16 protein-coding genes are annotated in these 17,461 nt (G+C 70.4%); 8 read left to right on the top strand and 8 right to left on the bottom strand.

The genetic code is table 11. The features are described 5' to 3' along the window. Positions 1-103: 103 nt before the first annotated feature. Positions 104-1,078, top strand: coding sequence for a trypsin-like serine peptidase (locus ACWC2B_RS21920; RefSeq protein WP_450719020.1), 975 nt, complete (start codon positions 104-106; stop codon positions 1,076-1,078). Further along, positions 1,078-1,554: a GNAT family N-acetyltransferase gene (locus tag ACWC2B_RS21925; protein ID WP_450719022.1), complete on the top strand. Its 477-nt coding sequence runs from the start codon at positions 1,078-1,080 to the stop codon at positions 1,552-1,554. Before ACWC2B_RS21920 ends, ACWC2B_RS21925 begins: the two co-directional genes overlap by 1 nt. A 347-nt stretch (positions 1,555-1,901) precedes the next feature. Here ACWC2B_RS21925 and ACWC2B_RS21930 read toward each other — a convergent pair whose 3' ends face one another. From ACWC2B_RS21930 to ACWC2B_RS21940, 3 genes are all read right to left on the bottom strand, one after another. Continuing rightward, entirely contained in the window at positions 1,902-2,639 is a 738-nt protein-coding gene (locus ACWC2B_RS21930) for an FAD:protein FMN transferase (RefSeq protein ID WP_450719254.1), read from the bottom strand. A 151-nt stretch (positions 2,640-2,790) separates the two neighbouring features. Then, complete coding sequence (locus ACWC2B_RS21935) at positions 2,791-3,213, bottom strand: FMN-binding protein (protein ID WP_450719024.1); 423 nt, start codon at positions 3,211-3,213, stop codon at positions 2,791-2,793. Positions 3,214-3,244: 31 nt separating this feature from the next. Continuing rightward, positions 3,245-4,609 (bottom strand): ferredoxin reductase family protein, encoded by a 1,365-nt coding sequence (locus tag ACWC2B_RS21940; protein ID WP_450719026.1) that lies wholly within the window; start codon positions 4,607-4,609, stop codon positions 3,245-3,247. A 189-nt stretch (positions 4,610-4,798) separates the two neighbouring features. Here ACWC2B_RS21940 and ACWC2B_RS21945 point away from each other — a divergent pair, with 189 nt between their 5' ends. Together ACWC2B_RS21945 and ACWC2B_RS21950 are read left to right on the top strand one after the other, a co-directional pair. Continuing rightward, positions 4,799-5,542 (top strand): response regulator transcription factor, encoded by a 744-nt coding sequence (locus tag ACWC2B_RS21945; RefSeq protein ID WP_450719028.1) that lies wholly within the window; start codon positions 4,799-4,801, stop codon positions 5,540-5,542. After that, positions 5,539-6,966, top strand: coding sequence for a HAMP domain-containing sensor histidine kinase (locus ACWC2B_RS21950; protein WP_450719030.1), 1,428 nt, complete (start codon positions 5,539-5,541; stop codon positions 6,964-6,966). The genes ACWC2B_RS21945 and ACWC2B_RS21950 overlap by 4 nt, the downstream gene beginning before the upstream one ends. 57 nt (positions 6,967-7,023) lie before the next feature. Here the strand turns inward: ACWC2B_RS21950 and ACWC2B_RS21955 are convergent, their stop codons facing one another. Together ACWC2B_RS21955 and ACWC2B_RS21960 are read right to left on the bottom strand one after the other, a co-directional pair. Then, positions 7,024-8,607, bottom strand: a complete 1,584-nt coding sequence (locus ACWC2B_RS21955) for an LCP family protein (RefSeq protein ID WP_450719032.1) — start codon at positions 8,605-8,607, stop codon at positions 7,024-7,026. Positions 8,608-8,823: 216 nt separating this feature from the next. Then, a complete protein-coding gene (locus ACWC2B_RS21960; protein ID WP_450719034.1) occupies positions 8,824-9,072 on the bottom strand; it encodes a hypothetical protein in 249 nt (82 codons plus the stop codon). Between the two features lie 262 nt (positions 9,073-9,334). Here ACWC2B_RS21960 and ACWC2B_RS21965 point away from each other — a divergent pair, with 262 nt between their 5' ends. Continuing rightward, positions 9,335-9,910 carry a TerD family protein gene (locus ACWC2B_RS21965; protein ID WP_450719036.1) on the top strand — a complete coding sequence of 192 codons (576 nt, stop codon included), beginning with the start codon at positions 9,335-9,337 and terminating at the stop codon, positions 9,908-9,910. Between the two features lie 171 nt (positions 9,911-10,081). On the opposite strand, the gene ACWC2B_RS21970 is transcribed toward ACWC2B_RS21965, so the two are convergent. Beyond that, the gene (locus ACWC2B_RS21970; RefSeq protein ID WP_450719038.1) at positions 10,082-10,489 is read right to left on the bottom strand and encodes a peptidase inhibitor family I36 protein; all 408 of its coding nucleotides are present in this window, start codon (positions 10,487-10,489) and stop codon (positions 10,082-10,084) included. A gap of 557 nt (positions 10,490-11,046) precedes the next feature. On the opposite strand from ACWC2B_RS21970, the gene ACWC2B_RS21975 reads away from it, so the two are divergent. Next, positions 11,047-12,453: a lipase maturation factor family protein gene (locus ACWC2B_RS21975; RefSeq protein WP_450719040.1), complete on the top strand. Its 1,407-nt coding sequence runs from the start codon at positions 11,047-11,049 to the stop codon at positions 12,451-12,453. Positions 12,454-12,525: 72 nt separating this feature from the next. Here ACWC2B_RS21975 and ACWC2B_RS21980 read toward each other — a convergent pair whose 3' ends face one another. Continuing rightward, positions 12,526-13,905: an FAD-binding oxidoreductase gene (locus tag ACWC2B_RS21980; RefSeq protein ID WP_450719042.1), complete on the bottom strand. Its 1,380-nt coding sequence runs from the start codon at positions 13,903-13,905 to the stop codon at positions 12,526-12,528. Between the two features lie 380 nt (positions 13,906-14,285). Between ACWC2B_RS21980 and ACWC2B_RS21985 the strand changes: the two genes are divergently transcribed. Then, positions 14,286-15,509 (top strand): sulfite oxidase, encoded by a 1,224-nt coding sequence (locus tag ACWC2B_RS21985; protein ID WP_450719044.1) that lies wholly within the window; start codon positions 14,286-14,288, stop codon positions 15,507-15,509. Positions 15,510-15,609: 100 nt separating this feature from the next. Here ACWC2B_RS21985 and ACWC2B_RS21990 read toward each other — a convergent pair whose 3' ends face one another. Next, a complete protein-coding gene (locus tag ACWC2B_RS21990; RefSeq protein WP_450719046.1) occupies positions 15,610-16,257 on the bottom strand; it encodes a hypothetical protein in 648 nt (215 codons plus the stop codon). A gap of 349 nt (positions 16,258-16,606) precedes the next feature. Between ACWC2B_RS21990 and ACWC2B_RS21995 the strand changes: the two genes are divergently transcribed. Further along, a complete protein-coding gene (locus ACWC2B_RS21995; protein WP_450719048.1) occupies positions 16,607-17,446 on the top strand; it encodes an SAM-dependent methyltransferase in 840 nt (279 codons plus the stop codon). Positions 17,447-17,461 lie beyond the last annotated feature (15 nt).

Here is a 17,461-nt window from a genome sequence, read left to right on the forward strand (position 1 = left end):
CATGTCACCGACTCGGCGCGCCCGGGCAACTTCGAGCGCTTCTGCCCGCAACCGTGCCAGTCGTATGGTGGGCCGTCACATGTGTCCGGACAGAGGGGTACTGATGGTGCGTAGAACGAGGCTCATCCGACAGGCCACCGCGGTCGCGGCCGCCCTGCTGCTGTCCGCCGGGCTCGGCTCTGCAGCGTTCGCCGCAGGCTCCCCGCCCACGCCGAACCCGGACGCGGCCGCGCTGGGCGCCTACTGGACCCCGGCCCGTATGACGGCCGCGGTGCCCGACGACACAGGCCGGGGTGGTTCCCTGTGGGCCCGCACCACATCGCCCACCGTGGACGGGCCCCGGCCCGGCGAGTTCATCCCGCCGAGCAAGAGCTTCGACGGCATCCCCCAGGCCGGCACCTTCTTCTGGACCGACGCCTCCGGCAAGGGCCGTACGTGCAGCGGCTCGGTGGTGCGCAGCCCGGGCCGCGACCTGGTCCTCAGCGCCGGGCACTGTCTGAAGGGGTACTCCGGCACCTCCCCCAAGCGCCATCTGGGTTTCGTGCCGCAGTACCACGACGGGCTCACGCCGTTCGGCATCTTCCCCGTCAAGGACAACGGCGTGTACGTCTCCCAGGAGTACTACGACCGGGGTGAACACGCGGGTGCCGCCTACGACTTCGGGTTCGCGGTCACCGAGCCCAACCAGGACGGAAAGCGGCTCCAGGACGCGGCCGGCGCGGTCCAGCTGCTCACCGGGACGGGGTTCTCCCACGCCCCTGTGCGGATGATCGGCTATCCCGGCGGCGCGCAGAAGCCGCTGGAGTGCCTGAGCTGGACCACCAAGTGGGTCAGCGACGACCCGGCCGACCCGGGCACCTTCGAGCGCATCGCCTGCGACGCCTTCGTGGGCGGGACCAGCGGCGGCCCGATGCTGGTGCCGTGGCCGGGCGGCTGGGCGGTGGTGGGGGTCATCGGCGGCTACCACACCGGCGGCAACACCCCGCAGGTCTCCTACAGCGCGGAATTCGGCGCCGCCACACAGGCTCTTTACAACGCCGCGACCACCGGCGCCCCGCCGGCGAGGCCCGCCTCCTGATGACCGTGACGATCACCCTGCGCGAGGTGCGCGACAGCGACCTGCCCGCCTTCTGGGAACAGCTCTCCGACCCGGAGGCGCAGCAGGTCGCCGCGGTCACCAGGGAGTACAACTACGACCGCCAGAAGTTCGACGCCCACTGGGCGCGGGTTCTCGGGGATGCTTCGGTCACGATGCGCACCGTGCTCGCCGACGGTGTGGTGGTCGGCTATGCCGCCCTCTACGGTCCGCCGGACGAGCGCGAGGTCACGTACTGGATCGACCGGGCGCACTGGGGCCGCGGCATCGCCACCGCTGCCCTGGCCCAGCTGGTCGGCCTCGAAAACGGCCGCCCGCTGTACGCACACGCGGCGGCCGACAACACCGGCTCGATCCGCGTTCTCGAAAAGTGCGGCTTCGTCGTCACCGGGCGCGGCCGGGGTTTCGCGTTCGCCCGCGGCCAGGACATCGACGAAGTGCTGCTCACCCTCGACTAGGGCCTGGCCGGCGGATCTGGTCCCCCGCTATGCGGCCCAGCATCTTCGATGCTGGTGAGCGGGGGTCTGGTGCGTCCAGCTGCAAGGCGGAGGAGGGCGGCGACGCGATGGGGGTCTCCCCTGTTCGAGCGGAGCCGAGAACTTGGGGGAGTCGGCAACCGACGACAACGCCGTGGGGGTCCCCCCTGGCCGATTAGGCCTTGGGGGAGGGCGTGCCAGGGCCACGCGTCCCAGACAAGATCCGCCGGACAGGCCCTAGCCCTCAGTCGTCCGCTGTCGCCGGCCGAGTCGGTCCGAACCATTCGGCCGCGCCGCCGACGCGGGCAGGGCGGAGAAGTAGCCGCGATTCATGGGCCAGTTGGAGCGCTCCCGGCGGGAAGGTACTCGCTCTGCCACACGGCGCCCGCCGAGGTCACCACCAACGTCTCGTATGCGCTGTGGGCCCGGGTCCAGGCCTGGGCGGCTTCGGCCCCCATGGCGAAGAGGGCGGTGGCGTATGCGTCGACCTGCGTGAGGTGGCGTCCGGTGACGGTGACCGACGCGAGGCCCATGGCGGGCAGCCCGGTGTGTGGGTCGAGGATGTGATGGCCGCGTTCGGCGGTGCCCGAGGTGGCGATCGCGAGGTCTCGGCCGGTGACGACGGTCAGGAGCCGTCCGGGGCGCAGCGGGTGCGCGATGCCGATCCGCCATGCGCTGCCGGGGGCCGGCTCGCCTCTGAGTTGGAGGTCGCCGCCGCCGTTGACGCAAGTGTTCCGCGCCCCGGCGTCGTACAGGATCTGCGAGGCGTGTTCGGTTGCCCAGCCCTTGACGAGCCCGGACGGGTCGAGCCGGCCGCCGGGGGTGTGGCTGAACCAGCCGTCCGTCGTGGCGGCGGCCGCCTCGCAGAGGGCGAGCACCTCACCCACCTCGGGCGGGCAGTCGCTCACTCCTATGTGGCCCCGCGCCATACGGCTGATCTCGCTGTCGGGCCGGTAGGTGGAGAAGACGGCGTCCACGTGGTGCAGCCACGCGACAGCCTGGGCCAGGGCGTCGCGGACTTCGGGGGTGGGCCGGTCGCGGATGTCGAAGGAGAAGACGGTGCCCATGACGTGTTCGGCGTGGCGCAAGCCATCGGCCGTGCGGGAGGGGTGCGATCCTCCGGCCGGACCGGATGCGCGCGGCCCTTCGGCCGCGCGGCTCGGGCGTGGTTCCTCGGCCGCGTGCGCCGGGAGCGGCTCCTCTGCCGGGCGGGCCACGTCACTCACCGGCCCTGTCCAACGCGCTCTGCAGGGACTGGATGTAGCCCTCGCTGGTGTAGCTGGCTCCCGACACGGCGTCGATCTGGGCGTTCTGCGCGCCGAGCGCCTCCTCCTTCAGGCGGGGCACGGCCCGTGCGGCGATCTCCTGGTCGCGCCCGCTCTCGGATGGCACTTGGAGGACGTGGACGGCGGTGAGGCGTCCCTTGGCAAGGGTGACGGCGACCTGGACCGGCCCGTAGCGGGTGTCGATGACGTCTCCGGTGAAGTCGCCGGTACGGGTGCCGGTGGCTGCCTGCCCCGGCGTCGAGGCGGCCGGCCGGGGTGCGGACACGGCGGGCGGATGGCTCTGATGGGGCTTGAGGGACAGCAGCAGGACGACGCCCGCGGCGGTGGACAGGGTGGTGACGGCGACTCGGCGCACGGCGGGTCTCCTCGGGGCTTCGGGGCGCGCGTCAGAACGCGAAGGACTCGTGGTGGATACGGCGGCGGTGCACGCCCGCGCCGCGCAGGGCGCGCAGGGCCGCGTCGGTCATGCCGGGAGGGCCGCACAGGTACACGTCCCGGTCCCTCAGGTCGGGCACGTACTGGAGCAGTGCCGCGGCCGTCAGCGGCAGGCGGTGCGCGGCCGGTTCGTCGACCGAGTACAGGATGCGGGCGCCTCGGGCGGCGGCCAGGGCGTCGAGTTCGCCGCGCAGAGCGAGGTCCTCGGGGCGGCGGGCCCAGTAGATGAGGGTGATGTCGCCGGGCAGGGTCTCCAGGAGGGTGCGCAGCGGGGTGATGCCGACGCCGCCTCCCAGGAGAAGCGTCTTGGTGGTGGTGCGGCGGGCCGCGGTGAAGCCGCCGTAGGGGCCTTCGGCCCAGACGCGGGTGCCGGGGGCCAGCCGGGCGAGGGCGGCGCTGTGGGTGCCGACGGCTTTCACGGTGATGCGCAGGGAGCGTTGGTGGGCGGGGGCGGAGAGCGAGTACGGGTTGGCCGCCCACCACAGGCCCGGGGTGAGGAAGCGCCAGCGGAAGAACTGGCCTGGTTGCGCGCCGAGTTCGTCGAGGTGCTCGCCGGTGAGGTGGACGGACACGACCCCGGGGGCCTCGCCGCGGACCTCGGCGACGCGCAGGCGGTGGCGGATGCCGCGGCGGACGGGGACGACGAAGCGGTACCACAGGAGCAGTGCGGCGACGCCGAGGTACATCGCGTACCAGGCGAGCTGGACGGACCGATTGCCGACGAAGTCGGCGCCGTTGGACAACTGGTGCCCGAAGGCGAGGAAGACCGCGAGGTAGGTGGCGAAGTGGAGGTGGTGCCAGGTCTCGTAGCGCAGCCTGCGGCGGGCGGCGCGGGCGGAGACGATGCCGGTGCCCATCAGGAGGAGGAATCCGGCGGTGCCCTTGAGCAGGTCCGGATAGTGCAGCACGAGGGTGGTGGTCTGGTTCACCACGTTCGTGTGCGAGGTGACCGCGTAGCCCCAGATGATCAGCAGGGTGTGGGAGAGGGCGAGCGAGAGGGTGTAGCGGCCGCCCATGGCATGCCAGCGGGCCAGGCGGTCGGTCCCCACGCCGCGGTCCAGGACGGGGACGCGGGCCATGAGGGCGAGCAGGACGGCGCATGCGTACCCGGCGAGGAGGCCGGTGATGCGGCCCCCGTCGGTCAGCCATCCACCCGTTCCGACGACCGATGTGGTGTCGCTCCACCACAGGCCGAGCACCCCCGCGGCCCCGCTCCAGATGAGGATCTGGGCGGCGACGGGTATCCAGGCGGTGCTGCGCGGTGCGGTGTGCGCGACGCGCGCCGCGGGCCGGTTGTCGTACATGCTGGCGGCCATGCGGCCCCCTTTCCGGGCAGCGGACCATGTGGTCCGGCACTATGTGGGCAGTGCACGGCCAGCCTCACACCGGCACTTCTGAGTTCCCTCTGAATGGGGCCCTGGGGCCGGATCCACAGGTGATTCAGAGGAAACTCAGAGCTGCGGGTTCCCCCGTCGGCGGGGCTCCGGGGGGATGCTGGAGGCACCATGGAAAACCCCTCACCACCTGCCGTGCCTGCCGTGCTCCGCCGGCCCGATGGCAGTCCCGTCCGGATCCTCGTCGTCGACGACGAGCCCGACCTGACCGAGGTGCTGTCCGGCGCCCTGCGCTCGGAGGGCTGGGAGGTCCGCTCGGCGGCCGACGGCGCGAGCGCGCTCAGCACGGCGTCCGCCTTCCGCCCCGACGCGGTGGTCCTGGACTGGATGCTGCCCGACCTGGACGGGCTGCATGTCCTGCGCGCGATGCGGGCCGGGCTTCCGGACGTCTGCGTCCTGTTCCTGACCGCGCGCGACTCCGTCGAGGACCGCATCGCGGGCATCACAGCGGGCGGCGACGACTACGTCACCAAGCCGTTCAGTCTGGAGGAGGTCCTGGCCCGGTTGCGCGGCCTGCTGCGCCGGGCGGGCATGGCACGCGAGCCGGGCGGGAACCGCCTCGTGGTCGGCGATCTCGTGATGGATGAGGACGCGATGGAGGTCAGCCGGGCGGGCCGGCTCGTGGACCTGTCCCGCACCGAGTTCGAGCTGCTGCGCTTCCTTATGCGCAATCCGCGCCGGGTGCTGTCCAAGGACCAGATCCTGGACCGGGTCTGGTCGTACGACTTCGGTGGCCGCGCGCACATCGTCGAGCTGTACATCAGCTATCTGCGCAAGAAGATCGACGCGGGCCGGGCGCCGCTGATCCGCACGGTGCGCGGTGTCGGCTACGTACTGAAGCCCGATCCCTCGTGAAGCGGCCCGGTCTCCCCCGCACGCTGCGGGCTCGCCTCACGGCCGGGCTCGTCCTGCTCCTGGCGCTGGCCTGTCTCGCGGTCGGGGTCACGTCCGTGCTCGCCCTCGAAGGGTTCCTGGTCAGCCGCCTCGACCAGCAACTCAGCGCGTCCGGCGGCCGGTTCGCGGCCAGCCTCGAACACGACGAGAAGCCCGACGCCGACAACCAGCCGGACACCAGAGGCCAGTCGAACGGCACATTCGGCGCCCGGCTGCTGCGCGGCCAGACCACCCAGGCGGCCGTGGTGCATGCCCAGACCGACGCCGCGGTGCCGCTCAGCGCCGCGGACCGCGCATCGCTCGCGGCCGTGCCGGTCGACGGGCGCGGCCACGACGTCCGGCTGTCGACGCTGCACCACTACCGGGTGGTGGCGGTGCCGGGCGACGACGGCGACGTGCTGATCACGGGGCTGCCGCTGGAGCCGGTGGAGGAGACCGTGCATCGCCTGGAGGTCGTCGAGGCCGTTGTGTTCGGCGCCACCCTGGCGGCCACCGGAATCGCCGGAGCGCTGTGGGTACGTCTCTCCTTGCGCCCGCTGCGCAGGATGGCGGCCACCGCGACCGAAGTCACCCAACTTCCCCTGGCCAGCGGGGAGATCGCGATGCCGGATCCGGTTCCCGACACCGATCCGGGTACGGAGGTCGGCCAGGTGGGCGCGGCGCTCAACCACATGCTGGGCCACGTCGGGGACGCCCTGGCCCAGCGGCAGGCCGACGAGGAGCGGCTGCGTCACTTCGCCGCCGATGCCAGCCACGAGCTGCGCACCCCGGTCGCCACCGTGCGCGCCCACGCCGAACTGGCGCTGCGCCACCGCGGCCCCGTACCGCGCGAGGTGCGGCACGCCCTTGAGCGGATCGAGTCCGAGACGCAGCGCATGACCGGTCTCGTCGACGACCTGCTGCTGCTCGCCCGTCTGGACGCCGGCCGCCCCCTGGCTCGTGAGCCCGTCGACCTGACCCGGCTCGCGCTGGACGCGATCAGCGATGCGCAGGCCGCCGCCCCCGGTCACCGCTGGCTGCTCGACCTGCCGGAGGAGCCCGTCACGGTGACCGGCGACGAACACCGCCTCCACCAGGTCATCGCCAACCTCCTCACCAACGCCCGCACCCACACCCCGCCCGGCACCGAGATCACCCTCAGCCTCGGCGAAACCGGCTCGGGTGCAAGGGAGTTGAGCGTGACGGACACCGGACCCGGCATCCCCGAGGACCTGCTGCCCGACGTGTTCGGGCGCTTCACGCGGGCCGGCCACAACCGCGCCAGGTCGGCGGGCTCCGGCCTCGGCCTGGCCATCGTGCTCGCGGTCGTCCAGGCCCACGAGGGAAGCGTCGCCGCCACCAGCCGCCCGGGCCGCACCACCTTCCGCGTGACGCTGCCACACTGACATCATCGACATGACGGTGCGTCAGGAGGCGTTCACTACATGAGCACTTGAGCTGTCTCAGCCGTACGAAAGATTCGAGCAGGGGTCGTCGTCGGCGGAGCGGGCGGTCCCGGCCACGCTGGTGGGGAGGGCGGTGGGCGCGGTCACGTCGGCGGTGGGTGCGGACGACGCGGTGGACGCGGGCGGCGTGGCGGCCGCGGGCGATGCGGCGGGCTGCGGGGCGTCGGCGTAGGTCCGGCCGAGGATCACGTTGATCCCGGGCGCCGCGGCCGAGGTGACTTCCGCCCCGGGGAAGACCTGGGCGACCTTCTCGGCCTGGTGCTGCTGCCCGGGTCCGTACTCGATGACCGTCTTGGTCTGCGTACGGACCATGGCCGGCGCGGTGCCGGTGACGGTGAAGCCGTGCTGCTTGAGCGCGTCCGCCGCGCGGGTGGCGAGGCCGGTGACGGTGGTGCCGTCGTAGACGGCGACGGAGATGCCCGTGCCCGCCGCCGGCGTGCTGCCGCTCGGGGAGGGGGACGTCGCGCCGGGCGCGGCGGTCTGGTGGCTGCCCGCGTCCTGGCCGTCGAGGGTTCGGTCGGTCTTGAGCGCGGCCCACAGCGCCTCGGCGTCGGGGTGGACGATGGCGACCCGCGCACCTTGGTAGCGCCATGGCAGGGTGACGAACTTCGTGTTGTGCAGATCTATGTCGCGCAGCGACATGGCGAACGAGATCAGCTTGTCGGCGGAGCCGAGTTCGGGATCCACGGTCAGGGACTGGGTGGCGGCGTCCGCGAGGGGAAACAGCTTGGTGGGGGTCAGGCCGTCGCTCTTGACCTTCTTGATGAGGGAGGCGACGAAGGCCTGTTGGCGTTGTATCCGGCCTATGTCGGAGCCGTCGCCTATGCCGTGCCGGACGCGTACGTAGTCCAGGGCCTTCTGACCGGAGACGGTCTGCGGGCCCTTGGTGAAGATCTGGTCACCGCGTGTGGCTCGGTTGGGGTTGAGGTCCCGCTGGTAGACGTCCTGGGGCAGACAGACCTGGACGCCGCCGACAGCTTCGGTCATCTTCGCGAATCCCTTGAAGTCGACGACCATGGTGTGGTCGACGCGCAGCCCGGTCAGCTTCTCCACCGTGTTCTGGGTACAGGCGGGGTTGCCCTTGGCGCTCTCGCCCACCGAATAGGCCGCGTTGAACATGGTGTTGGTCTGCGGCTTGGTCCAACTGCCGTCAGGGAGTTTGCAGGACGGGATGTCCAGGAGGGTGTCGCGCGGTATGGAGACTGCGACTGCATGCTTGTGGTCGGCATACACATGCAGCAGGAAGGCTGTGTCGGATCGCCCTATGTCGTCCTTGTCGCCGCCGCCGAGTTCGCTGTTGCCGGCGATGCGCGCGTCCGTGCCGATGACCAGGACGTTCATGCCCTGCGTCGAAGCCGGCGGGCGGTCGCCGGAGATACCGTCCGCGCTGAACGTGTCGATGTTCCCGTCGAGCCGCAGATAGGCCCAGCCCACACCCGCCGACGCCAGGACGAGCACGGCCAGCGTGATGCTCAGACCGATCCGTACTCCTCTGTGTTTGCGCCGCCGCCCGCTCACCCCGGCCTCACCCCCTCGCCCGGCCCCCTCTTGACCGCCCCGACCGCCCCGATCGCCTGCCATCCCACACCCTCCCAGTCTTTCCGGCCCACCTCGAAGGGGATGGACCGCCCCCACCCACTAGATTTTCAGTGGCGCAATCTAGCAACTTCTCCTGTCACGGCACCCCGGGCGGAACGCTCACGCAGGCCGTCGCGGCCGACGCCGCCGCGTTCTCGCGCGATGCCAGCCGTCGCACCACCCCGGCGCCGCCCAACCCGCCGGGCACCGGCGGCTCCATCAGGGGCTGGCGCCGTCGAATCCGTAACGCAACGGCTCTTCGTAGCTGCGGTGGTCGCGGCGGTAGACGTACACCGCCTCGGCGCGCACCCCCGGTGTCGGCGACTCCCATTCACACGGGTACGTCACCTGCACCACCGACGGGCGGCCGTCGACGTACATGCGCAATCCGTCCGCGGGGCCGCCCGACAGCACGGCGACTTCCCTGCGCATCTCCGTTCCCGCGTCCGTCGCATCCCCTGCACCCATCCCCACATCCATGCGGTTACTTTAAAGCTTGCGCAATAATTGAACTATGGTGAGGTCCGTCACGCGCCGAGCGGAACGCCTCACTTGGGGAGCGCCTCAGTTCCGGCAGGCCGCCGCATGCACAGGGCGGACGCCGCACGCCGCCGGGGCGAGCCCCTCCGGCACTGATCCATACTTCAGGGATTGCGCAATCATGGAACCGTAGCGACGTTCCGGGCGTTGTAACCGGACGACGGACCCGGCACAACCACGGAGGTAGAAAATGGGCGTGAGCCTGGCCAAGGGCGGCAATGTCTCGCTGAGCAAGGAAGCCCCCGGACTGACGGCCGTCACGGTCGGCCTGGGCTGGGACGTGCGGACGACCACCGGCACGGACCACGACCTCGACGCCAGCGCACTGCTGTGCAACGAGAGCGGCAAGGTGCTTTCCGACAGCCACTTCGTCTTCTACAACAACCTGACCAGCCCCGACGGTTCGGTCCAGCACACCGGCGACAACCTCACCGGCGAAGGCGAGGGCGACGACGAGACGATCAACATCGACCTCACCTCGGTCCCCGGCCCGGTCTCGAAGATCGTCTTCCCGGTCTCGATCCACGACGCGCAGGCCCGCGGCCAGAGCTTCGGCCAGGTCCGCAACGCCTATATCCGCGTGATCAACCAGGCGGGCGGTGCCGAACTGGCCCGTTACGACCTGAGCGAGGACGCCTCGACCGAGACCGCGATGGTCTTCGGAGAGCTCTACCGGCACGGCGCCGAGTGGAAGTTCCGCGCGGTCGGCCAGGGTTACGCGTCCGGCCTCGCCGGCATCGCCTCCGACTACGGCGTCAACGTCTGACCCCCGCCGGCCCACACCCCCGCCGCCCGTGCACCATCCCGAGGCGGGCGGCGAAGGCCGGGATGCCGCGCGAGACCCCGGCCGGGGCGGGGGCGCACCGGCGCCCCCGCTTCGTTCTGATGGTGCGTCTGACGGTGTACTCAACGGCGCGTTTGACGGTGCGTCAAATCCTCAGCACGCCTTGACGTGCCAGGCCGGGGCGAAGTTGTAGCTGCCGTTGTACCAGTTGTAGACGGGGTCGGTGTCGACCAGTGTCCGGTAGTTCCGATCCTGGATCAGGGCGTGTGCGCCGCCCGTGTTGTCGTTGATCCAGGAGCCGACGCCGTTCCAGTTGTTGAGGTTGTATTCGCCGCAGTGGTACATCCGGAACATGGTTCCGGTGTAGTCCGGGCCGGTGTAGATACAGAAGTAGCCGGGAGTACAGCCCTCGCTGGGGCTGACGCCCGCGACGCCGGTCACGCTGGCACCGTTGTTGTCGCCCGGGCCGGCGAAGGCGACTCCGGACGTGGCGGCGACGAGTGAGAGCGCCATGGCGCTGATGCCGAGTGCGGCCTTGGTTGCCTTGCGCTTTGTTGCCATGCTGATTCCCCTGACATTCCCCTGGCGGGATGGGCGGGACCGGCACCGTACCGGTCCTCGTGCCGTGTACGTGATCGCCGAATTCGCCCCGTTGGCAGAATCGCTCGGCCTGTCGATGTGGTCAGTCGATCCGGCCCGGCACATCGGCCTCCGTCGACCCGGTCCACGACGCAAAGACCGTCGCACGAAAAGCGACCTGTCACGAGGGGCATATCGGCTGTCCCGATGTCGCCGACCGAGTCCCCATCGAATCCCGTTCGGCAGTGGCTCGACGTCGAAAGGATCGTGGAAAGGATGCAGAAGAGGGGAGCTACCAGCCCTCTGGGAGGTACGGGTCCAGGGGGCTTCGTGCTCGATACGGCCACCCGGTCGTCGGCCGCCGAGTTCGGCCTGGCCGGATGACAGCCCCCTCGCCGCCCGGCATTTTCCGATGATCACGGTTCTGACGCGAGCGGGTGAAGTGAGCGTCCAGCGCCTCGACCTGGCACCTCGATCCCCGCTACGAAGAGGTCGCAAACTCTCTCCGCTGCCCACCCGGACCAGGAGGTGCCCCCGTCGTGGAATGGTTCTCGTCGTCGGCGTACTGGCTCGGCCGACTGGTGTTCCAGCGCTCCCTCGCGGCCGTCTACCTGGTGGCCTTCCTGTCGGCGGCCCTGCAGTTCCGGGCGCTCATCGGGGAACGCGGCATGCTGCCCGTGCCCGCCTTCGTCCGGCGCGTGCCGTTCCGCAGCGCGCCCAGCCTGTTCCAACTGCGTTATTCGGACGGGCTGTTCGCCTCCTGTGCGTGGTCGGGCGCGCTCCTTGCCGGGGCGGTGGTGGCAGGGGCGGGCGATGCCGTTCCGCTCTGGGCGGCGATGGCGTTCTGGGCGGTGCTGTGGGCGCTGTACCTGTCGATCGTCAACGTGGGCCAGACCTGGTACGGCTTCGGATGGGAGTCGCTGCTCCTGGAGGCCGGATTCCTGGCCGTCTTCCTGGGCAACGACGAAGTCGCCCCGCCGGTGGTGCTGCTGTGGCTGCTGCGCTGGGTGCTGTTCCGCGTCGAGTTCGGCGCCGGGCTGATCAAGATGCGCGGCGATCCGTGCTGGCGCGATCTGACCTGCCTGTACTACCACCACGAGACCCAGCCGATGCCCGGCCCGCTGAGCTGGTTCTTCCACCATCTCCCCAAGCCGCTCCACCGCGCCGAGGTCGCGGCCAACCACTTCGTCCAACTCGTCGTCCCCGTCGCCCTGTTCACGCCTCAGCCGGTGGCGAGCATCGCCGCCTGCCTCATCATCTGCACCCAGCTGTGGCTGGTCCTCTCCGGCAATTTCGCGTGGCTGAACTGGCTGACCATCGTCCTCGCCGCCTCCGCCCTGGACGGCTCACTCATCACCGAACCGCCTTCGCTGCCCGGCCCCCCGCTCTGGTACGAGATCCTGGTCATCATGGTCGCCGTACTCGTACTGGCGCTCAGCTACAGGCCCGCCCGCAATCTTCTCTCCCACCAGCAACGCATGAACACGACGTACGAACCGCTGCATCTGGTCAATTCCTACGGCGCGTTCGGAAGCATCACGCGGATCCGGCACGAGGTCGTCATCGAAGGAACGGCCGACGAGGAGATCACCCCGCACACCACCTGGCGGGAATACGAATTCCATGGAAAGCCGGGTGATGTACGGCGCCTTCCGCGCCAGTTCGCGCCCTATCATTTGCGGCTCGACTGGCTTCTCTGGTTCGTCGCGCTCTCACCGTCGTACGGATACTCCTGGTTCGGCGGATTCATCGAACGGCTTCTGGTCAATGACCGGGACACGCTGCGGCTGCTGCGGCACAATCCTTTCCCCGACGTGCCGCCGGTGTTCGTCCGTGCCCGTATGTGGCGCTACCGCTTCACCACCTGGCAGGAACTCCGTACGACCGGAGCGTGGTGGCATCGTGAAGCGCCCCGCGAGTTCCTTCCGCCGACGACACTGCGCTGACGGCGACACTGCGCTGAAGTACCGTCGCTCTGAAGTACCCGTCCCGATCCACCCGTCCCTCTGCGCCCGCTGCTATGCGGCGGGCTCGATGTTCTGGTTGGCGTGGAACAGGTTGTGCGGGTCGTACAGCCGCTTGATGGCGGCCAGGCGGTCGTAGTGGTCACGGTATGTGGCCTTCACCCGGTCCTGGCCCTCGCCGGCACCGATGAAGTTCACATAGGAACCGCCCATCGAGTGTGGGTGCAGCTCACCCCAGTAGTCGACGCACCACTGCCGGACGAGTTCGGCATTGGCCGGGTCGGGGTCGATGCCGCCGATGACTCCGGACCACATGGCGTCCCGGTAGGCCCAGGCGGTGTCCTTCTGCGCGACGCGGTGGGCGGCGCCGTCGACCGGGTAGAGGTGCATCGTCGACAGGGCGGTGGGCAGGCCTTCCGCGTACTTGGTGTGCACATCGATGGCGCCGTCCGTGATCCGGTCGAAGAAGTCCCCTCGCCAGTACCACTGCAACCCCTTGGGGATCAGCTCGTCGAACATGGACTGCAGCATGGGGTACGGCATCGGGCTCGTGAAGTGGAACGTCGGCGGGCCCGCCTCGTTCACCGGCTCGAAGGTCTTGTCGGCGGCGTCCGGGTCGCCGGTCCAGCACCACACCACGCCGCACATCTTGTGGCCGTGGATCTCCTCGGGGAACGGCGGCCCCGGCGGGACGACGAGCTCGGCGAAGAAGCCGTTCAGGTCGTTGGGCGCCTGGGGCAGGAAGTCGCGGTACCACCGCAGTACGTCACCGATCCGGTCCAGCGTCCACAGGGTCACCCCGAGCACCACGGTGTGCACGGGGTGCAGCCGGAAGGTGAAGGAGGTGACGACGCCGAAGTTGCCTCCGCCGCCGCGCAGCGCCCAGAACAGGTCCGGGTTGTCCCGCTCGGTCGCGGTGACGAAGGTGCCGTCGGCGAGCACCACATCGGCGGCCAGCAGGTTGTCGGCGGTCAGGCCGTACTTGCGGGTCAGGTGGCCGTGGCCGCCGCCGAGGGTGAGGCCCGCGACGCCCGTCGTCGACATGATGCCGGCGGGTGTGGCGAGCCCGAATCCATGGGCGGCGTGGTCGAGGTCGCCGAGCACGCTCCCGCCACCGACCTGGGCGGTCTCGGTCACGGGGTCGACGCGCGCCCAGCGCATCGGCGACAGGTCGATGGTGACACCGTCGTCCACCAGGCACAGTCCGGCACCGCTGTGTCCGCCGCCGCGTACCGCCAGTTCGAGGCCGTGGTCGCGGACGAAGTCGACCGCGTCGATGACATCGGCGGTGTCCGTGCAGCGCACAACGGCGGCCGGTCTCCGATCGATCATCGCGTTGTAGATCGTGCGGGCCTCGTCGTACTCCGGGTCGTTCGGGCCGATGACCGGGCCGCGCAGCACGGTCCGCATCGCCTCCAGCGTCGTGCCGTCCATGACGATCTCCTTGCAGAGGGCACGGTACGGGCCGTGTCCGCCCGGCACTTCCCCTGCTGGGCCGCCGGTGGTGACACGCGCGCGCCGGTGCCCCGGCACCCTCTCGGGCCGCACGCGCGGCCGGACGCCACAGGGCTGACCCTTCAAGCGTCCCGCCGGACGCGCGGAGCCGCAATCGGTGGCTCGGCGTACGTGGCTTGGCGCCGCGCATCGGCATCGCGGTTCGGCGTCGCGCATCGGCGCCGTGTCTGGGCGTCGCGTCGCTGCGTCGTGTCGCTGCGTCGCGTCGCTGCGTCGCGTCGCTGCGTCGCGTCGCTGCGTGATGGCTCGGCATCGGGCGCGAGATGCCGGGATCCGGCCTCCGGGCGCACCATGGATCCATGGACCGTCGCATCGGCGCCATCAGTCCACCGGGGCGCCTCGCCGACCCGGCCGAAGGCATCGGCTCCGAGGAACTGGCGCTCGCGACCCGGAATCACGGAATGCCGCTGGAGTCCCTGCGGTACGACCTCACGCCGCCGGGACTGCACTATGTGCTGGTCCACTACGACATCCCGGCCGCGGACGCCAATACATGGGCGCTCACCCTATGTGGCCGGGTCCGTACACCCCTCACACTGGACATGGCGGCGCTGCGGTCCTTCACGGCCGTCACACACCGGGTGACGATGGAATGCGCGGGCAACGGCCGGGCCCTGCTCATGCCGAGGCCCGTGAGCCAGCCCTGGCTCGTCGAGGGGGTCGGGACCGCCGAGTGGACGGGTGTGCCACTGCGCACACTCCTTGCCGAGTGCGGTGTGGCACCGGGCTCCGTCGAGGTGGTCTTCACCGGCGCCGACCACGGCCTGGAGCGCGGCGTCGAACAGGACTACCAGCGCAGCCTGCCCCTGGAGGTGGCTACGGGCCGAGATCCCGAGGTCGTCGTGGCCTACGCGATGAACGGTGCTCCCCTGCCACCCCAGCACGGCCATCCGCTGCGGCTCGTGGTCCCCGGCTGGTACGGCATGGCGCACGTGAAGTGGCTGCGCGAAATCACCGTCGTCGACACCGAGTTCACCGGATTCCAGCAACACGTGGCCTACCGCTACCGGCAGACGGCGGACGACCCGGGCGAGCCGGTGACGCGGATCGCCCCGCGCTCGCTGATGGTCCCGCCGGGCTTCCCGGACTTCATGTCCCGTACTCGCGTGGTGCGGCCCGGACCGCAGCTCCTTGAAGGCCGAGCCTGGTCCGGCCGGAGCCCCGTCGTACGGGTCGAGGTGAGCACCGACGGCGGACGCGGCTGGCACGACGCCGAGCTCACCGAGAGGCACGGTCACGCCTGGGCCTGGCGGCACTGGCAGGCGCCCTGGGTGGCGACGCCCGGCGCCCATGTCCTGAGCGTCAGAGCCACCGACGCCGAGGGCAACTCCCAACCGCTGAAGCAGAGTTGGAACCGCGGCGGCTTCGGCAACAACGTCGTCCAACGGGTGGCGGTGCATTGCGAGGCGGCAGGCGCGCCTGACGACGGCGACCAAGACGCCGCCGACCATCTCGACTCCCCCGCCCGCAGCCACGCCGGCTCACCCGCTCCCTCCCCGCCCCGCTCCCGCGCCGACTCCTGACGACGCGGTGAACAACCTGGACGCGCGGGCAACGGAGGCGTGCGGCAGCGGAGACGCGCAGAGGACCCAATGCTGCGGCAACCCGGGTCGACAGCGTGGGTCAGCGGACGATCTGGTCGCCGTCCGGCACGTCCTGGACCGTCACGATGCGGCGGGTGCGGCCGAGCCCGTCGGCGACGGCATGCGCGATCCCGTCCAGGTCCTGGCCGGTCGGGACCGGGACCTGTTCCCCTTCGCCGTAGCTCTCGATCGCCTTCGTGAAATAGCTCGGGTGCCAGGCGCCGACCGCCCCCTTGACCTCGATCGCGGTCACCTGCCGACCGCCTACGAGGACCTTCAGGGCGGGCAGTATCTCGTCGGAACGCAGCTCACCCGGCACCTGGAACAGGCTGGCGTGCGCACCCACCAGGCCCCCGCCGCGCAGCCGGACCGTCACGGTGAGGCAGCTCGTCACACTCGGGTACGTGATCACACCGCCCGGGCCGACCTCCTTGACCTGCCCTTCCGAGACCGTGGCTTCGAGCGGAGCCCTGGTTCCCTGTGCGACAGCCTTGGTTCCCTGTGCGACAGCCTTGGCCGTGACGCCGCTCCCGGCCTTCACCGGCTCACGCGTACGGGCCTGGGCCGACGAGCCGGTCTCCAGCGCGAGCAGCACCAACGGAAGCACCAGGGCGCCGGCCGTCGCGGCCCTCCATGCCGTCGACCGGCCGGGGCCTGGGGCGGACTGACGGGCAGGCGGGAACGACACGTGAACTCCTGGCGGGTAAAGCGGGGCCGACCACACAAGTGCGGCCGACCAGTGGTCGGCCAACAACTGTACGCAGCCGAATGGGTGGCCACCGGCCGGGGCGTACGCGAGCCATGTGCGCAGGCCATATGTGCTCGGCAACCATGTGGCCGCGCGCCATAGCCGCCTCACCCATAGGGACGCCATGTGGCAGCCCTATGGCCGCGCCACATGGCTCGGCCCCTTCGGTCGACACATCCCAACGACGCGGCCGCGTGGCCGAATTGGCCCTCCTGATCTCTATGGAAAGGGCGGATAACGTCGCACAAACACCAGCACCAGCACCAGCACCAGAGCAAGGACTGCAGCGATGAGCCAAGAGAGCACGGCCGGTGCCGCCGAGTCGGCACGCCGCTATTACGACACGAGCGACGTCGACGCCTTCTACGCCAAGGTGTGGGGCGGCGAGGACATTCACACCGGGATCTACACCGATGAGCGGGAGCCGGTCGCCGATGCCTCCCGGCGCACGGTCGAGACCGCGGCGGCGAAAATCGCCGAACGGCTCACTCCCGCCTGTACCGTGCTGGACCTCGGATCCGGATACGGCGGCCCCGCCCGCCATCTGGCAGGCGAGTTCGGCTGCCGGGTCGTCGCGCTCAACATCAGCGAGGGGCAGAACGACCGGCACCGCAAGACCAATGCCGAGCGCGGGCTCGACGGGCTCATCGATGTGGTCACCGGGTCCTTCCAGGACATTCCGTACCCCGACGGACGGTTCGACATCGTGTGGTCGCAGGAGGCCTTCTGCCACAGTGGGGACCGCGAGCGGCTGCTCAGCGAGGCCGTGCGGGTCCTCAAGCCTCAGGGCGCCCTGGTCTTCACGGACCTCATGGCCGCCGATTCCGCGCCGCCCGAGGCGCTGCGACCGGTGGTGGCCCGTCTCGGTGTGGAGGAGTTCGCCACGCCGTCGTTCTACCTTCGCCAGTTGGCCGAACTCGGCCTGAATCAGGTCGAGTTCGACGACCGAAGCGACCAACTGCTCACGCACTACCTCCGGCTCACCGAGGAGACCCGGGGTCGCGCCACGGAGCTGCGGGACGTCATCAGCCCGGCGTACATGGAGAGCCTCCTGGAAAATCTGCCCCTCTGGGTGGAGGCCTGCCGCCAGGGCTACCTGAGCTGGGGCATCTTCACCTGCCGCCGATAGCGAGCCATCCGCCAA

The sequence above is a fragment of the Streptomyces sp. NPDC001415 genome (assembly GCF_053597395.1).